The organism is Pseudidiomarina piscicola (assembly GCF_902806985.1).
Classification (GTDB): domain Bacteria; phylum Pseudomonadota; class Gammaproteobacteria; order Enterobacterales; family Alteromonadaceae; genus Pseudidiomarina; species Pseudidiomarina piscicola.
In genome coordinates, this window is record NZ_CADCXY010000003.1 from 132,234 (window position 1) to 147,998 (window position 15,765).

The 15,765-nt window shown below is 51.7% G+C and carries 14 protein-coding genes; 13 read left to right on the forward strand and 1 reads right to left on the reverse strand.

Annotation, left to right across the window (positions count from 1 at the left end; genetic code table 11):
• Position 1: 1 nt before the first annotated feature.
• The 6 genes from ptsP to PSI9734_RS07565 all read left to right on the forward strand — a co-directional run bounded on the left by ptsP (position 2) and on the right by PSI9734_RS07565 (position 7,648).
• The gene (ptsP, locus tag PSI9734_RS07540; protein WP_173920501.1) at positions 2 to 2,275 is read left to right on the forward strand and encodes a phosphoenolpyruvate--protein phosphotransferase; all 2,274 of its coding nucleotides are present in this window, start codon (positions 2 to 4) and stop codon (positions 2,273 to 2,275) included.
• 36 nt (positions 2,276 to 2,311) lie between these two features.
• A complete protein-coding gene (locus PSI9734_RS07545; RefSeq protein ID WP_246194821.1) occupies positions 2,312 to 3,106 on the forward strand; it encodes a sulfite exporter TauE/SafE family protein in 795 nt (264 codons plus the stop codon).
• A 3-nt stretch (positions 3,107 to 3,109) separates the two neighbouring features.
• The gene (lgt, locus tag PSI9734_RS07550; RefSeq protein ID WP_173920502.1) at positions 3,110 to 3,931 is read left to right on the forward strand and encodes a prolipoprotein diacylglyceryl transferase; all 822 of its coding nucleotides are present in this window, start codon (positions 3,110 to 3,112) and stop codon (positions 3,929 to 3,931) included.
• Positions 3,928 to 4,779: a thymidylate synthase gene (locus tag PSI9734_RS07555; protein ID WP_173920503.1), complete on the forward strand. Its 852-nt coding sequence runs from the start codon at positions 3,928 to 3,930 to the stop codon at positions 4,777 to 4,779. The genes lgt and PSI9734_RS07555 overlap by 4 nt, the downstream gene beginning before the upstream one ends.
• Before the next feature lie 1,604 nt (positions 4,780 to 6,383).
• The gene (tcdA, locus tag PSI9734_RS07560) at positions 6,384 to 7,151 is read left to right on the forward strand and encodes a tRNA cyclic N6-threonylcarbamoyladenosine(37) synthase TcdA (protein WP_173920504.1); all 768 of its coding nucleotides are present in this window, start codon (positions 6,384 to 6,386) and stop codon (positions 7,149 to 7,151) included.
• On the forward strand, positions 7,148 to 7,648 hold the full coding sequence (locus PSI9734_RS07565) for a DUF1543 domain-containing protein (RefSeq protein ID WP_173920505.1): 501 nt from the start codon (positions 7,148 to 7,150) through the stop codon (positions 7,646 to 7,648). The genes tcdA and PSI9734_RS07565 overlap by 4 nt, the downstream gene beginning before the upstream one ends.
• On the opposite strand, the gene PSI9734_RS07570 is transcribed toward PSI9734_RS07565, so the two are convergent.
• Positions 7,645 to 8,058, reverse strand: coding sequence for a SufE family protein (locus PSI9734_RS07570; protein WP_173920506.1), 414 nt, complete (start codon positions 8,056 to 8,058; stop codon positions 7,645 to 7,647). The genes PSI9734_RS07565 and PSI9734_RS07570 overlap by 4 nt on opposite strands.
• A gap of 132 nt (positions 8,059 to 8,190) precedes the next feature.
• Between PSI9734_RS07570 and PSI9734_RS07575 the strand changes: the two genes are divergently transcribed.
• The 7 genes from PSI9734_RS07575 (at position 8,191) to PSI9734_RS07605 (ending at position 15,755) form a co-directional block, all read left to right on the forward strand.
• Entirely contained in the window at positions 8,191 to 8,940 is a 750-nt protein-coding gene (locus tag PSI9734_RS07575; RefSeq protein ID WP_173920507.1) for an electron transfer flavoprotein subunit beta/FixA family protein, read from the forward strand.
• Positions 8,937 to 9,866, forward strand: coding sequence for an electron transfer flavoprotein subunit alpha/FixB family protein (locus tag PSI9734_RS07580; RefSeq protein ID WP_173920508.1), 930 nt, complete (start codon positions 8,937 to 8,939; stop codon positions 9,864 to 9,866). Before PSI9734_RS07575 ends, PSI9734_RS07580 begins: the two co-directional genes overlap by 4 nt.
• Before the next feature lie 250 nt (positions 9,867 to 10,116).
• Positions 10,117 to 11,208, forward strand: coding sequence for a hypothetical protein (locus PSI9734_RS07585; protein WP_173920509.1), 1,092 nt, complete (start codon positions 10,117 to 10,119; stop codon positions 11,206 to 11,208).
• 131 nt (positions 11,209 to 11,339) lie between these two features.
• On the forward strand, positions 11,340 to 12,236 hold the full coding sequence (locus PSI9734_RS07590; RefSeq protein ID WP_173920510.1) for a hypothetical protein: 897 nt from the start codon (positions 11,340 to 11,342) through the stop codon (positions 12,234 to 12,236).
• A gap of 211 nt (positions 12,237 to 12,447) precedes the next feature.
• On the forward strand, positions 12,448 to 13,386 hold the full coding sequence (locus PSI9734_RS07595) for a hypothetical protein (RefSeq protein ID WP_173920511.1): 939 nt from the start codon (positions 12,448 to 12,450) through the stop codon (positions 13,384 to 13,386).
• Positions 13,387 to 13,546: 160 nt separating this feature from the next.
• Positions 13,547 to 14,494: a hypothetical protein gene (locus tag PSI9734_RS07600; protein ID WP_173920512.1), complete on the forward strand. Its 948-nt coding sequence runs from the start codon at positions 13,547 to 13,549 to the stop codon at positions 14,492 to 14,494.
• A 226-nt stretch (positions 14,495 to 14,720) separates the two neighbouring features.
• A complete protein-coding gene (locus PSI9734_RS07605) occupies positions 14,721 to 15,755 on the forward strand; it encodes a thrombospondin type 3 repeat-containing protein (RefSeq protein WP_173920513.1) in 1,035 nt (344 codons plus the stop codon).
• The last annotated feature ends 10 nt before the right edge of the window (positions 15,756 to 15,765 follow it).

Genomic DNA, 15,765 nt, shown 5'->3' on the forward strand with positions numbered 1-15,765 from the left:
TATGCTCAGAGTTTTGCAACGTATTGTTGAAGCTGTGAATCAGGCGCCAGACTTCGAGCTGGCGCTGCAAACCATGGTGCGACAAGTAAAAGAAGCGTTGCAAACAGATTCTTGTACGGTGTACTTAGCTGATCACGAACAACAACAGTTTGCGCTCGCCGCCACCGACGGGCTTGAGCTGGCGTCAGACCAGCCAATACACGTCCCGTTTGGTGAAGGGGTGATTTCACTCGCTGCCCAACGGGAAGAACCCCTGAACTTTGCCAACGCCTTCGATCATCCCAAGTTCCTGCAACTTGATGAAGTTGATGAGAAACCCTACAAAGCAATGCTCGCAGCACCGGTGATTCATCGTCGCCGGGTATTGGGTGTATTGGCCGTGCAGCAACGCGAGGCAAGAGCATTTACCGGCGACGAAGAAGCCTTCGTGGTAACCCTTGCGGCGCAGTTGGCGGTGGTGATCGCCCACGCTGAAGCCAAAGGCTTTTTGCGAACTGCCAAGCAATCACCCTGGCTGCAAACCATTAAGGGCCTTGCTGCGGCGCCTGGGGTGGCAATCGGGCAAGCGTACGTGGTGAAGCCGCGCGCTAAGTTAAGCGAAGTTACGCCGCGAAAATCAGACAAACCTGAACATGAAATTCGGCGTTTTCGCTCGGCCGTGGCACGCACTCGTCAAGAGCTGCTTGAGTTAAGCGAGAGCATGAGAGGCCAAATTGCCGACGAAACCTTGGCCATTTTTGATGTTTATCATGCCATGCTCGACTCGGCCAATTTAGGCCAAGAAGTCGAGAAAACCATTAATGATGGCTGGCGTGCGCAAACCGCCTTGAAGCTAGTGGTTGAGAATCTTGTGAATCAATTTGAGAACCTCGACGACGACTACATTCGTGAACGTGCCAGTGATGTTCGCGATCTAGGCCAGCGCATTCTTTCGCATCTGAAAGAGAAAACCCTGCGCCAATTAGAGCCCCCTCCGCAATGTATTTTGGTTGCTCATGAGGTGACCGCGACCATGCTAGCTGAGCTGCCACATACAGATATTTTAGGCATGGTATCGATTCGTGGCTCGGGTAACTCCCATGCCGCGATCATGGCGCGCAGTATGGGAATTCCCGCGGTACTTGGCGCCGACGATATTGAGCTGAACGAGCTCAATGGCGAGACCATGATTGTCGACGGCTATAACGGTGATGTGTTTGTTGATCCACCGCTGCAAGTCGAAAATGAATACCGCCAGCTCGCCGACGAAGAGCTTGAGTTACGCGAAAAGGTCGAGCAAGCCCGCGGCAAACCGGTGGCAACGGAAGACGGTGTTAAAGTAACTCTGCAACTTAACGTAGGGCTAAACACCGAGCGCGACTGGCTGAAAGAACTCGATATTCAAAGTGTCGGGCTGTATCGAACTGAAATCCCTTTTATGATGCGCGAACGGCTGCCCACCGAAGACGAGCAAGTTGAGTTGTATGGGCAAATTCTGCAGCAATTTAAAGCCGGCACGGTGGTGATGCGAACCCTCGATGTGGGCGGCGATAAACCGCTACCCTACTTGCCACTCTCTGAAGAGAATCCATTCCTTGGCTGGCGCGGCATCCGTATGACGTTAGACCACCCGGAAATTTTCCTGGTGCAAATACGAGCGATGTTGCGGGCTGCCGTAGGGCGCAATAACCTGAATATTCTACTGCCGATGATCACCAGCGCAGAAGAAGTCGATGAAGCTGCCAGAATGGTGAAACAGGCGTACCATGAGGTTGCCGAAGAGTCGTATGATGCCAATGCGTCACAGTTGGTAATGCCAAAGCTTGGCGTGATGATAGAAGTACCGGCGATGGTCTATCATATGCATACCATGGTCGACAAAGTCGATTTCTTCTCGGTTGGCAGTAACGACTTAACGCAATATATGCTGGCGGTCGATCGCAATAATCAGCGCGTTGCGGGCTTATACGATGCGTTTCATCCGGCGGTGTTGCACGCGTTAAAGCAAATTATCGAGCGCGCCAACGAATTGAATAAGCCAGTGTCAGTATGCGGCGAGCTGGCCGGTGAACCTGGTGGGGCGCTGTTATTAATAGCCATGGGTTATCGTACGCTGAGCATGAACAGTTATAACATCGACCGCATTCGTTGGATTATCAGGCATAGTAAAGCAGCTGATTTGGATGTGATGCTTGAACGAGCTCTGGCAGCGCGTTCACCACAAGAAGTACGTAAAATAGTAACGATGACGTTAGAAGAAGCTGGGTTAGGTGGTTTCGTGCGCGCTGGGGGCTAAACTTCACGCTTTTAAGGTAGATACGACTAAGGAGTAATGGTGCTCATCACAGGCTGGTTATGGTGTTTAGCCGGGGGCGTGATTGCTGGTTTGTTGGCCGGTATGCTGGGTATTGGCGGCGGCTTGGTGATTGTGCCGTTACTTATCTACTTACTGCCGCTACTTGGCGTACCGCCTGAGCTGGTGGTGCAAATGGCGGTGGCGACCAGTTTAGCAACCATCGTAATGACCACACTCAGCTCGGCGCGCTCCCATTACCGGCATGGCCAAATCAGTTGGTTCTGGGTGCGTCGGCTAATACCCGGGCTGATGGCTGGCGCTGTGTTTGGCGCATGGCTGGCGACACAACTTAAACCTGAATGGTTACAGCGAATTTTTTCCGCGGTACTGCTGATACTCTCGATTCGAATGTTGATTCCACAACGCACGGGCGAGCCGGTAACGAATGTCTCAAAGCGTTTGATGGCATTGCTGAGTGCAGCGGTAGGTAGCCTGTCGGCGCTGGTGGGTATTGGTGGCGGTTCGTTAACGGTGCCACTATTGCAACGGCTGCGGGTGCCCATTCGGCAAGCGATTGCGGTGTCGTCGGTGGGCAGTTTGAGTATTGGTTTAAGTGCGGTACTGGCCTTTATTGTGTTAGGGCAACAAATGGAAGCAGGTGAGGGGCTGTTGGGATATGTTCATGGCCCGGCCTGGCTTGCCATTTCAATTACTTCGGTGCTTTGTGCACCCTTAGGCGCGGCGCTTACGCAGCGCATTCCGGTAAAACGATTACAACAGGGCTTTGCTGGCTTTTTAGTGCTGGTGGCTCTGGAACTCTTCATAGGATAAAACATGCAAACTGAGTTTATGATGCATCCAAGCATCGACCCGGTGATTTTTAGTATTGGTCCACTAGCACTGCGTTGGTATGGCTTGATGTATCTATTTGGGCTGGCTTTTGCTTACTTTTGGGGCAAGCGTCAATGCCAAATGCCACATTATGCGGCCCAAGGTTGGACCGAAAAGCGTTTTAGCGACTTGCTATTTTGGGCCTTCATGGGGGTGATTGCCGGTGGGCGCATTGGCTATGTGGTGTTTTATCAATTCTCTTATTTTATCGAAAATCCTTTGTATCTATTCGATATCACCAGCGGTGGGATGTCGTTCCACGGTGGTTTGCTAGGGGTGATCACGGTATTGGCGATTTTCTCGCGTTCGACCAAGATCAATTTCCTACAGGTGGGTGACTTTGTCGCACCTTTGGTTCCTATGGGGCTGGGTTTTGGGCGTATTGGTAACTTTCTAAATGGCGAGCTTTGGGGCCGTGTGACGGATGTGCCCTGGGCGATGATTTTCCCAGTTGCGGGGCCTGAGCCGCGTCATCCGTCGCAGCTTTATCAGGCGGCGCTTGAGGGGCTATTGTTATTTATTCTATTGGCCTGGTTTAGTCGCAAACCGCGGCCAGTGGGTGCGGTTGCAGGGCTGTTCTTGGTTGGCTACGGGGTGGCACGCTTTGTGGTTGAGTTTTATCGGCAGCCTGATGCGCATCTAGGGTTACTTGAAATGGGCTGGTCGATGGGCCAGTGGTTGTCGGCGCCGATGATTCTTGGTGGTATTGGCTTAATGGTTTGGGCGTATAAAATGAATCCGGTAGCAAAAGGAACGAAGTCATGAGGCAATATCTAGATCTTTGTCGGCGTATTGTTGATGAGGGTGTTTGGGTGAGCAATGAGCGTACGGGCAAGCGTTGTCTGACGGTGATCAATGCTGACTTGGAATACGATGTGGCGGGCAATGAGTTTCCTTTGATTACAACGCGTAAGAGTTTCTGGAAGGCGGCTATTGCGGAGTTTCTTGGTTACATTCGTGGCTATGATAATGCGGCTGATTTTCGTGCGTTAGGTTGCAAGACGTGGGACGCGAATGCCAATGTAAATGAGGCTTGGCTAGCGAATGCGCATCGTAAGGGCGACGATGATATGGGTCGTGTTTACGGGGTGCAGGGGCGTGCCTGGTCGAAGCCTGATGGTGGTTCGGTCGATCAGTTGCGTAAGGTGGTCGACAATTTGAGTCGCGGTGTTGATGACCGTGGTGAAATTATCAGTTTTTACAATCCTGGTGAGTTCCATATGGGTTGTTTGCGGCCCTGTATGCATACGCATAATTTTTCGTTGTTGGGCGATACGTTATATTTGACGAGTTATCAGCGTTCGTGTGATGTGCCGCTGGGGTTGAATTTTAATCAGGTGCAGGTGTTTACGTTTTTGGCATTAATGGCACAAATTACGGGACACAAAGCAGGCACGGCGTATCACAAGATAGTGAATGCTCACATTTATGAAGATCAGCTGGCGCTAATGCGTGATGTTCAATTGCAGCGTGAGCCTTTTCCGGCGCCAAAATTAGAAATAAATCCAGACATCAAGTCCTTAAAAGATCTAGAAACCTGGGTCACTCTAGAAGACTTCAAAGTCCACGACTACCAACACCACGATCCAATAGCTTACCCCTTTAGCGTCTAGGCTGCGGCTTCGAGTGCGGGCGGGGCCCTGCAATCACGGGCCGCCGTGAACCCATCCGTGGGGGCTTGGCGGCCGCATCCCTGCGGCCGACACCCGTGCTCGCAGCGCCCAACCCACGCTCACGCCTGCGCTTCCGCTGTGCCTGCGGCTTTGAGTGCGGGCGGGGCCCTGCAATCACGGGCCGCCGTAAACCCATCCGTGGGGGCTTGGCGGCCGCATCCCTGCGGCCGACACCCGTGCTTGAAGCGCCCAACCCACGCTCACGCCTGCGCTTCCGTTGTGCCTGCGGCTTCGAGTGCGGGCAGGGCCCTGCAATCACGGGCCGCCGTAAACCCATCCGTGGGGGCTTGGCGGCCGCATCCCTGCGGCCGACACCCGTGCTCGCAGCGCCCAACCCACGCTCATGCCTGGCTGTGGCTACGGCTTTGAGTGCGGGCAGGGCCCTGCAATCACGGGCCGCCGTAAACCCATCCGTGGGGGCTTGGCGGCCGCATCCCTGCGGCCGACACCCGTGCTCGCAGCGCCCAACCCACGCTCATGCCTGGCTGTGGCTACGGCTTTGAGTGCGGGCAGGGCCCTGCAATCACGGGCCGCCGTAAACCCATCCGTGGGGGCTTGGCGGCCGCATCCCTGCGGCCGACACCCGTGCTCGCAGCGCCCAACCCTCACTCACGGCCCGGCTGTGGCTGCGGCTTCGAGTGCGGGCAGGGCCCTGCAATCACGGGCCGCCGTGAACCCATCCGTGGGGGCTTGGCGGCCGCATCCCTGCGGCCGACACCCGTGCTTGCAGCGCCCAACCCACACTCACGCCTGAGCTTCCGTTGTGCCTGCGGCTTTGAGTGCGGGCGGGGCCCTGCAATCACGGGCCGCCGTAAACCCATCCGTGGGAGCTTGGCGGCCGCATCCCTGCGGCCGACACCCGTGCTCGCAGCGCCCAACCCACGCTCACGCCTGCGCTTCCGTTGTGCCTGCGGCTTTGAGTGCGGGCGGGGCCCTGCAATCACGGGCCGCCGTGAACCCATCCTTGGGGGCTTGGCGGCCGCATCCCTGCGGCCGACACCCGTGCTCGCAGCGCCCAACCCACGCTCACGCCTGCGCTTCCGTTGTGCCTGCGGCTTTGAGTGCGGGCGGGGCCCTGCAATCACGGGCCGCCGTAAACCCATCCGTGGGGGCTTGGCGGCCGCATCCCTGCGGCCGACACCCGTGCTTGCAGCGCCCAACCCACACTCACGCCTGAGCTTCCGCTGTGGCTTCGGCTTCGAGTGCGGGCGGGGCCCTGCAATCACGGGCCGCCGTAACCCCATCCGTGGGGGCTTGGCGGCCGCATCCCTGCGGCCGACACCCGTGCTCGCAGCGCCCAACCCGCGCTCACGCCTGCGTCTCGGCTTGGGCTACGGCTTCGAGTGCGGGCAGGGCCCTGCAATCACGAGCCGCCGTGAACCCATCCGTGGGGGCTTGGCGGCCGCATCCCTGCGGCCGACACCCGTGCTTGCAGCGCCCAACCCACGCTCACGCCTGCGCTTCCGTTGTGCCTGCGGCTTTGTGTCGCGCTGGTGTGGAAATTTTGCGATAATGTGGGTAACTTTTTTAACTTGGCTAGGGTCATGGCAGACGAACGGTTTTCGGGTATTGAGCGGGTTTATGGCGCCGCGGAATTTGGTCGGTTTCAGCAGCATCATGTTGCTGTGATCGGGCTTGGTGGTGTGGGCTCGTGGGCGGCGGAGGCGCTGGCGCGGAGTGGTGTTGGTGGTGTGACGTTGATCGACTTGGATGATGTTTGTGTGACCAATATCAATCGGCAATTGCCGGCGTTAACGAGTACGGTCGGTGAATTGAAGGCTGAGGTGCTGGCGCGGCGGGTACGCGACATTAATCCGGACTGTGAGGTGCGGGTGATTGATGATTTTTTGGCGGCAGATAACCTGGATGAGTATTTGGGGGCGCCGGTGACGGCGGTGCTGGATGCGATTGACAGTGTGCAGGTGAAGGCGGCGTTGATTGCTTGGTGCAAGCGTCGCAAGTTGCCGCTGGTTACTTGTGGTGGTGCGGGCGGTCAGGTGGAGCCGGGGAAGGTGACGTCGGCTGACTTGGCGAAGGCGACGCAAGATCCTTTGCTGGCGAAGGTGCGTTCGATGCTGCGGCGAGACTTTAATTTTTCGCGGAATCCGAGTCGGAACTTTGGGGTTAAGGCGGTGTATTCGACGGAGCAATTGCGTTATCCGCAGGGTGATGGTGCTTGGTCGCATGCGAAACCGGGGGCGGGTTCTATGCGAATGGATTGTAGTACGGGGTTTGGTGCGGCGATGCCGGTCACTTGTACGTTTGCGATGCACGCGGTGGCGTTGTTGCTAGAAAAATTGGAGCGCAAATGAAGCTTTATATGTTTTATATCGGTGGTTCTGCGCCTGGCGCGAACATTGAGGTTCATGATGTGCGGTTTGTTGCGGGCGAGAGTGTGGAAGGGTGTTACCCAGCGTTGCGCAAACATTGGTATGGCACGTTGAAAGGTCTACACCTTGATAGTTATGTGCAGGTGCATCATGTGGATGGTTACCGCGTGGAGTTACAGCAAACGGCTAGCGACCAAGCGGAAAAGTTATGGTTCGTAAACTTCGGTGGCTATTATCCGAATCGGCTGGCGGAGTTTCACGACTTTACTTTGGTGGTGGCTAAATCGGCGGATGAGGCGAAGCGTGTCGGTTATCAGCGTTTATTAACGGATAGTGTTGAGCAACATAAAGATGATTTGTACGACGTTGATAACTGTCTCAACGTGGATTTGTTGGAAGGTTGGCACGTGAAACTAGTGAAAGACGGTGAGCAACAACCGCTGGTGCCGGACTGGTCGGGCTACGAGGTTATTGCTTAACGGTTCTGGGTGCTTTCGTTTTGGATAGCGCTTACCACGGCGCGCAGGCCGTTGCGACGCGATACGCTGACCAGATCTTGCAAACCAAGGGCTTTGAGCAAGGCATCTAAATCAAAGTTTTCTACTTGTGTGACTGTTGCCTGGTGTAGGGCGAAAAAGATAAGGGCCAGCAGGCCTTTGACGACTCTCGAGGCGGAGTCTAGCTGCAGCTCTAAATGGTCATTTTGCCTCTGCTGTACGAGCCATACTTTGGCTTCACAACCCTGTATTTCGTTTTCTGGGATGCGTTGCTCGAGTGGAAACGACGGCAATTTACTAGCTTGCATGATCAGAAACTTGAGTCGCTGTGGGTGGCGCTGAGCTTCCAATTGTAGGGCTGATAGATCACTTTCGTTTAATTTGCCGTACACATGAACTCCATAAAAAATGCGTTACATCACAGGAAAAGATAGCCGAAGAGTACCATTTTTGTCGTGAAAAATGTTAATCTTGAGCGGTCTAAGATATAACGTGAACCCATATAACGTAACAGGAACGACAACATGAAAGTATTAGTGGCGGTCAAACGCGTCATTGATTACAACGTCAAAGTACGGGTCAAAGCTGACCAGTCGGACGTTGATCTGGCCAACGTTAAAATGGCCCTGAATCCGTTCTGTGAAATCGCAGTTGAGGAAGCAGTACGACTGAAAGAAAAAGGTATCGCTGAAGAAGTTGTGGTGGTGTCGATTGGTCCAAAAGCGGTGCAAGAGCAACTGCGTACGGCCTTGGCATTAGGCGCAGACCGAGCGATTCAAGTCGAAACTGACGATATGCCTGATTCATTGGCAGTCGCCAAGTTATTGCAAGGTGTGGTTGATAAAGAGCAGCCGCAGCTGGTTATTCTTGGCAAGCAAGCCATCGACTCAGATAACAACCAAACTGGGCAAATGCTTGGTGCGTTGACTGGCATGCCGCAAGGTACTTTTGCCTCTAAAGTCGATATGGCAGAAGGCAGTGTCAACGTGACACGTGAAGTCGACGGCGGCCTGCAAACCGTTAAGCTTAGCCTGCCTGCGATAGTGACCACTGACTTACGCTTGAACGAGCCACGTTATGCGTCGCTGCCAAACATCATGAAAGCGAAGCGTAAACCGCTTGATGTGATGAGCGCCGATGACTTAAGCGTAGCTGTTAACCGTACCGTGAAGCTGCTGAAAGTTGAGCCGCCTGCCGAGCGCAGTGCCGGCGTGAAAGTTGCAGACGTTGCGGAGTTGGTCGAGAAATTGAAAAACGAGGCAAAAGTAATATGAGTATTTTAGTTATTGCCGAACACGACAACCAAGAATTAAGTCCAGCAACGCTGAAAACCCTAGCTGCTGCGCAGCAAATGGGCGGCGATGTTGAGGTGTTAGTTGCGGGTCACGACTGCCAAGCGGTTGCAGACGCGGTGGCTAACGTTGAAGGCGTGAGTAAAGTGCGAGTGGCGGACAATGCTGCGTACGGGCACTTCCTGGCTGAGAACCTAGGCGCTTTAGTGGCTGAGCTAGGCAAGGATTATAGCCATGTGGTAGCGCCGGCCACCACAACAGGTAAAAACTTCATGCCGCGTGTGGCTGCATTGTTAGATGTCGCGCAAGTGTCAGACATTATTGCGGTCGAGAGTGCGGATACATTTAAGCGCCCGATTTATGCCGGAAATGCGATCGCGACGGTGCAATCTGAGGACGCAATTAAAGTCATCACGGTGCGCGCGACGGCGTTTGATGCGGTAGCTGCTGAAGGCGGCAACGCTTCTGTCGAAGCTGTCGACACAGTGATCGATAACGACAAGTCAGAGTTTGTCGGCGAAGAGTTAGCTGAATCTGAACGTCCAGACTTAACGTCTGCCAGCGTGGTGATTTCGGGTGGCCGCGGCATGCAAAATGGCGAAAATTTCCACTTACTGGAAAAGGTTGCGGATAAACTAGGTGCTGCTGTAGGCGCTTCACGCGCTGCGGTCGACGCGGGCTTTGTGCCAAACGATATGCAAGTTGGGCAAACAGGTAAAATCGTCGCACCTGAACTGTATATCGCGGTTGGCATTAGCGGTGCGATTCAACACTTGGCGGGTATGAAAGACTCGAAAGTGATTGTCGCCATCAACAAAGATGAAGAAGCGCCCATTTTCCAAGTCGCTGACTACGGCTTAGTGGCGGATTTGTTTGATGTGTTACCGGAGCTCGAGCAAGCTCTATAACAAACCTATTGGTTGTAAGCGCATCTCTGCCAGGGGCTGCGCATCAAAGTAAGTCGCTAAACTCCAGTGATAGTAAAGAATCACTGGAGTTTTTTATGCCCCATCCAACGCGAAGAATGCTCTCAGTCACGAGCGTTCACGTTACCATTTGTGATATGTAGTTTGTCTTATTGTTTTAATTTTATAATGCTGTAGGTTTGTATAAAATTTATACAAATTTAGGCACTCGCAAGATAGCAAGGACAAACCAATGAACACAAAACAAATAGCCACTTTAGGCGTCGTTCTTATCGCCTGCGTCGGCGGAATCTCATTCGCCCATGCCCAAGTTGCAACCGGCGAGACCAATGTCAAGGTTGAGGGCTTTTTCACCGGTAGCTATAACGACAATACCCTACCTGATGGTATTACCACAGAGATGCTTCCGTTAGCGTTCGAGCTTACGATCGAGCAAGATCTTATTGCGCCTACTATTGTCGAGACGATAGATACAATTGACCGTTATGAGGGGGTTGAGCAGACCGTTTCAGTGAAAGTTTTTGATGAGCTTGGTAACGTACTCTATGAGGAAACCCGAAGCTCACTGGATGCCGAGCCAGACTTCTTCAGGGTTGCAACTAGTTTAACGGTACCACAAGGGCCTGAACTTGCAGATCGAGAGGGATTTTCAACGCAAATTCACTTTGCTGATGAAGTTGGCATCCGTCGCCTTGACTTATATTTAGGTGCGGTATCAGAGTTCTACTTTTGGGATGGCGGTCCATTTTCGCAAATAGAAGAGGCTGCCTTCATGCAGCCGGAACCGTTGTTCGCCAGTTACGGTGGTTTCCCTACCTTCTTGGTTGGGGATAACCTGCAGCCGATCGATCTGTACGTCGATCAGAGCACTGCGCCGGTTTTCGACGACAACCCTACCAACGAACTTCCTGACGATAATCCAAATGACTACGAGGCGGTATTCTATGGCTACACCACAACTATCAGTGCTCTTATTCAAGATAGTGATGGTGACGGAGTACCAGATGAAGCCGACAACTGCGCAGCGTCGCAGCTCGATGAAACCGTGATATTTGATGGCTGGCTGAATTCATGGGTCACCAACTATGTTGATGAAAGCGGTTGTTCGATCATGGACCACTACGCTGCCTGCAATGCCGAAGAGGAAGAACAGTCAAGCTCACCTTGGGGCTGGTTCCAGCCGGTATATAGCGGTCCTAACTACTGTGAGACACAGGTGGTTTATCAACTGCAGTCTAGCGGCCTTATCGACGCCAACGAGGGACGTATGCTGCGTAGAGCTTTGAGCCGTTCATACAGTACCGATGAACCAAGGTATCAATAAAATTGAACCCGGGGTTCTATTTTTTATCGCTTAATAAGCTGGATATACTGGCGAATTACTACAAACATGAGCATAAACCAATGAAAAACATTAAAAAGATAACAAGTACAACGCTACTAGCAGCTCCTTTTTTGCTTGCTACATCAGTGGCACAGGCAGAAATTCAGACCTATGTTATTAACGGTAATCTAAGCTCTTTTGATTCGACTTTTTTTAGTGAGCAAACAAACTCAGAACTAAGTGACTTTACGTTAACAATCGAAGTTGAGTCGAATGCAGTCTTAGTTTATTCAGATCCCGAAACAGAAGTGTACACCAATGCAGTGATGACATTTACTACCCGAAGTGAGGGTAATAACGGTGTTGACTGGGTCGAGACGTTCCCCGCTCCTGCAGGGGGCGGTACCGTAAACGAAATTTCATTCACAAAATTTGGTGGCGTAACCGATGAAATGGAGCTTAGCCTAGATTTTACATCCGGAAGTTATCGCTTTGTCGAGACCGCAACGATAACACAAATCGCTCAACCCTTTATCGACTTGTCGGGTAACTTTGTAGGCATTCTGACTGGGGCTTATGCAGCCGATGTGGTGTATGAAGCAATCGGTTATAACTCCGGGGGAGATCAAACCTGGCGTGTCTATGGCGAAGGGGTAACGACCAGTATTGTTGGTACCTTAGATGACTTCGATACTGATGGCGACGGCGTTTCTGATAGCAACGATCTTTGTTCAGTATCGATACTTGATGAAACCGTAATGTTTGATGGCTGGTTAAATTCAGGGGTCACCAACCATGTTGATGAAAGCGGTTGTTCGATTATGGACCATTACGCTGCGTGTGCAGTTGAAGAAGACGAGCAGCCTAGTTCACCTTGGGGCTGGTTCCAGCCGGTATCGAGTGGGCCAAGCTACTGTGAAACGCAAGTGGTTTACGGACTGCAGTCTGACGGTGTTATTGATCACATGGAAGGTCGCATGCTGCGCAATGCGTTGAGACTTTCTTACGATTCTGACGTGCCAAGATAGAAAATAGCTTGTCTATCAAACAGCCAAACCCCTCTTCGGAGGGGTTTTTTATTGCTAAGCGCAAAATAACAAATACATATAACTATAATATTTATTACATTGCCGGTTCGACATTGCTCTTCTAGCTTAAGTTATCGGCTTCAATTTTTATCGGCACAGATTGGCAGTAGGTCGTTGGATACTTATTTATAACTATAATGAGAGCAAGCCAATGAAAAAGTTTAAAAAAATAACAAATGCGACGCTACTAGCTGCGCCTCTTTTGCTTGCCACATCGGTGGCGAACGCAGAAGTACAGACCTATATCATAGAAGGGGATTTAAGCTATTTTGATTCGACTTTCTATGATGAACAGGGCAATGCCGCGATGACAAACTTTAGATTAACAATAGACGTAGAGACGACGGCAGTCTTAGTTTATTCAGATCCCGAAACAGAAGTGTACCACAATGTGGTGATGACCTTCGTTACTAATAGTTCGGGCCCCAGCGGTGGCATAACGAGCTTTCCAGTGCCTGGCGGCGGTGGCACCGTGAACGAAATCACCTACACAAAAAGTGGGGGGATCGATCAACTAGACTTGAGCTTAGATTTTGTGTGGTCAGAGTACAGGTTTGTTGAAACAGCAACGATAACTCAAATTCAGCAACCGTTTATTGGGTTGATGGGTGGTTTTCCAGGTGTCCTGACCGGAACGTACGCGGCAGATGTAGTGTATGAGGGCACTGCCTATAATGCTCAGGAAACGCAAGTTTGGCATATATACGGCGAAGGTATTGCAACCAGTATTGTTGGTACGCTTGATGTCTTTGACACCGATGGTGATGGAATTGCAGATGATGTCGATGTTTGCTCGGTGTCGATACTTGATGAAACCGTGATGTTCGACGGCTGGTTAAACTCAGGCGTAACCAACTACGTTGATGAAAGCGGTTGTTCGATTATGGACCATTACGCTGCATGTGAAGCTGAAGAAGAAGAGCAGCCTAGTTCACCTTGGGGTTGGTTCCAGCCGGTTTCGAGTGGGCCAAGCTACTGTGAAACGCAAGTGGTTTACGGACTGCAGTCTGACGGTGTTATTGATCACATGGAAGGTCGCATGCTGCGCAATGCGTTGAGACTTTCTTACGATTCTGAAGGGCCAAGATAAAAGAAGTGTTTGTCTATCAGAAACACAAACCCCTCCTCGGAGGGGTTTTTTTATGATCTTTGACATATTGCTGAACGGGCCTTTTCGACTAGGTTTTAAGCTACCAGCCAAAAGCGTTGACGCAGGTGATCACCCCTTCTAGGGAAACTAAGGACTCAATATGAAAAATACAGCGATAGCTCTACTTGTAACTGTGGTTGTGCTGCTTATACCCGGTACGACACAAGCTCAAACATTAACCGACACTGTCACCATAGAGGGGCAGTTGACCCAGCTCGAAAATAGTTTTCAGGGGCCGACAGCTCTGGATCCGGGCGCTCGTTTTGTGGCCACTATTTTGCAAGACCGTACTACACCACTCAGTTCTTCGACCGCTTCCATGAAACTCTATGAAACTGCGATGCTAGAAATGGAGGTGGTCTTCTATGATGAACTAGGAACGCCAATAGGAACTCCTATTGTAACGAGTTATTCCGCTGCAACGTTACCTTCACTGATCCGTCGAGATGCAGAGTTTACATTTGACCCTGCTGCGCTCGATCAAGCCTCTTACGCTATCGAAGGCACTGATATTAATGGCCGCAATATGGAGAGCTGGATTGATATCGATGAAACGACGCAGGCATTATTCACCGACACCAGCGCTTATCCGGCTCTCGTTGAGGGAGTGGTCGACGCATCATTCTCATTTTATGCCATGAATGGCGACCAAGGCCGTGGCATCTCGGTGACTGCGGCTGGCACAGTTGAAAGTATCACTATTGTTTTCATCGACACTGATAATGATGGCGTAGCCGACTACTTGGATCAGTGCGGCAACTCAGTAGCCAGCGAAACCGTAATGTTCGATTGGCTCGATTCGGGAGTCAGTAATTACGTTGATGAAGCGGGCTGCACCATCATGGATGTCTATGCTGCGTGCGAAGTTGAAGAAGAAGAGCAGCCTAGTTCACCTTGGGGCTGGTTCCAGCCGGTTTATAGTGGTCCAAGCCACTGCGAAACCCAAGTGGTCTACCAACTGCAAGCTGACGGTGTGATCGATTACACCGAAGGTCGCATGTTGCGCAATGCACTGAGCCTCTCGTATAGCTCGAATGAACCGGGTTAATGCGTGAATAAATGTTGATTGAATAACGACAGCCCCTCTGCGGAGGGGCTTTTTTATGAGTTAGTGCTTAGTTCAGCCGCGTGCGAAGTTGAAGTGGCGTAACGGAGATCACATAAAATAAACATTTAGATACATCACAAAACAAATTGTTTAAAAAGTGTTCAGGCGCTAGTTTCACAGTGAACTTGACGTGTCCGCAACTCATTAAAACTAGAAAGGTGGTGTTATGCGTTCCTTATATTCGACAATCGCATCAATTGCTTTAGCGCTCTTCGCTGTAAGCTTTAGTGCTCCAGCAGCAGCTCAGCAGGCAGGCCAACAAACGGTCATTATCGAAGGTGATATTTTTGAAAGTAATATTCCTGCCTTACAACCCTATCAAGAGGACTTCCCTCTGTCTTTCATTGCCTCGGTGAAAGAAAACTTAGACACCGCTCAGCAAGATTGGGCCCCCTTTGGTGGAAAGGCGTACTTTGACGCTACCTATGAAATATCAATGCAAATATTTGGCCCAGAGCAACAATTATTGTACTCCCAAACGTTAAGTTCCGAGGGCCCTGAGGGCGAGTTTTTCTCCGACAATATCGCTTTTTTTGGATTTGATTCGGGCGAAGAACAAGAACTAATGATGATGGAAGGAGCATTTTGGGGGCTTATGACAGGCGGTGAATTTGGCTTTTTCACCAGCGAAATCGGGCTAGGTTATACGCCGTTTTTAAGTGGGCCGGAAGGTCCGCAAGGCGAAATGGTACCATTGCTTATTCCAGAGCTAGGCTCGCTATTTGCCGACACCTCGGGGTATCCGGTGCTGACCACAGGACCAACCTTTGTTCCCTTTGACTATCGTTCGTCTAGTGATGTGGGAGGCCCTCAAATACGTGTAGAAGAGGAGCGAGAAGACATTGCCTCAGGCGTTGCTCTGTTGATCACTTATGGCGACTTAGACTCTGATGGCGATGGTGTGCCTGATCTCGTAGACAGTTGCCCCGCGTCCATCCTCGATGGAAACGTTGTGCTAAGCGCATTGGACTCTGGCGTAAGTAACTATGTAGGTGAAGATGGCTGTAGCTTGATGGACCGTTTTGCCGCCTGTGAAGCCGAAGCGGAAGAGCAACCTAGCTCACCATGGGGCTGGTTCCAGCCGGTGTTTAGCGGCCCAAGCCAGTGCGAACGCGATGTAATCTATGACGCGCAAAACGAGCAGCTTATTGACTATACCGAAGGCCGGATGTTGCGCAACATATTGTCTAACAACGATTAAGGAGATGGGT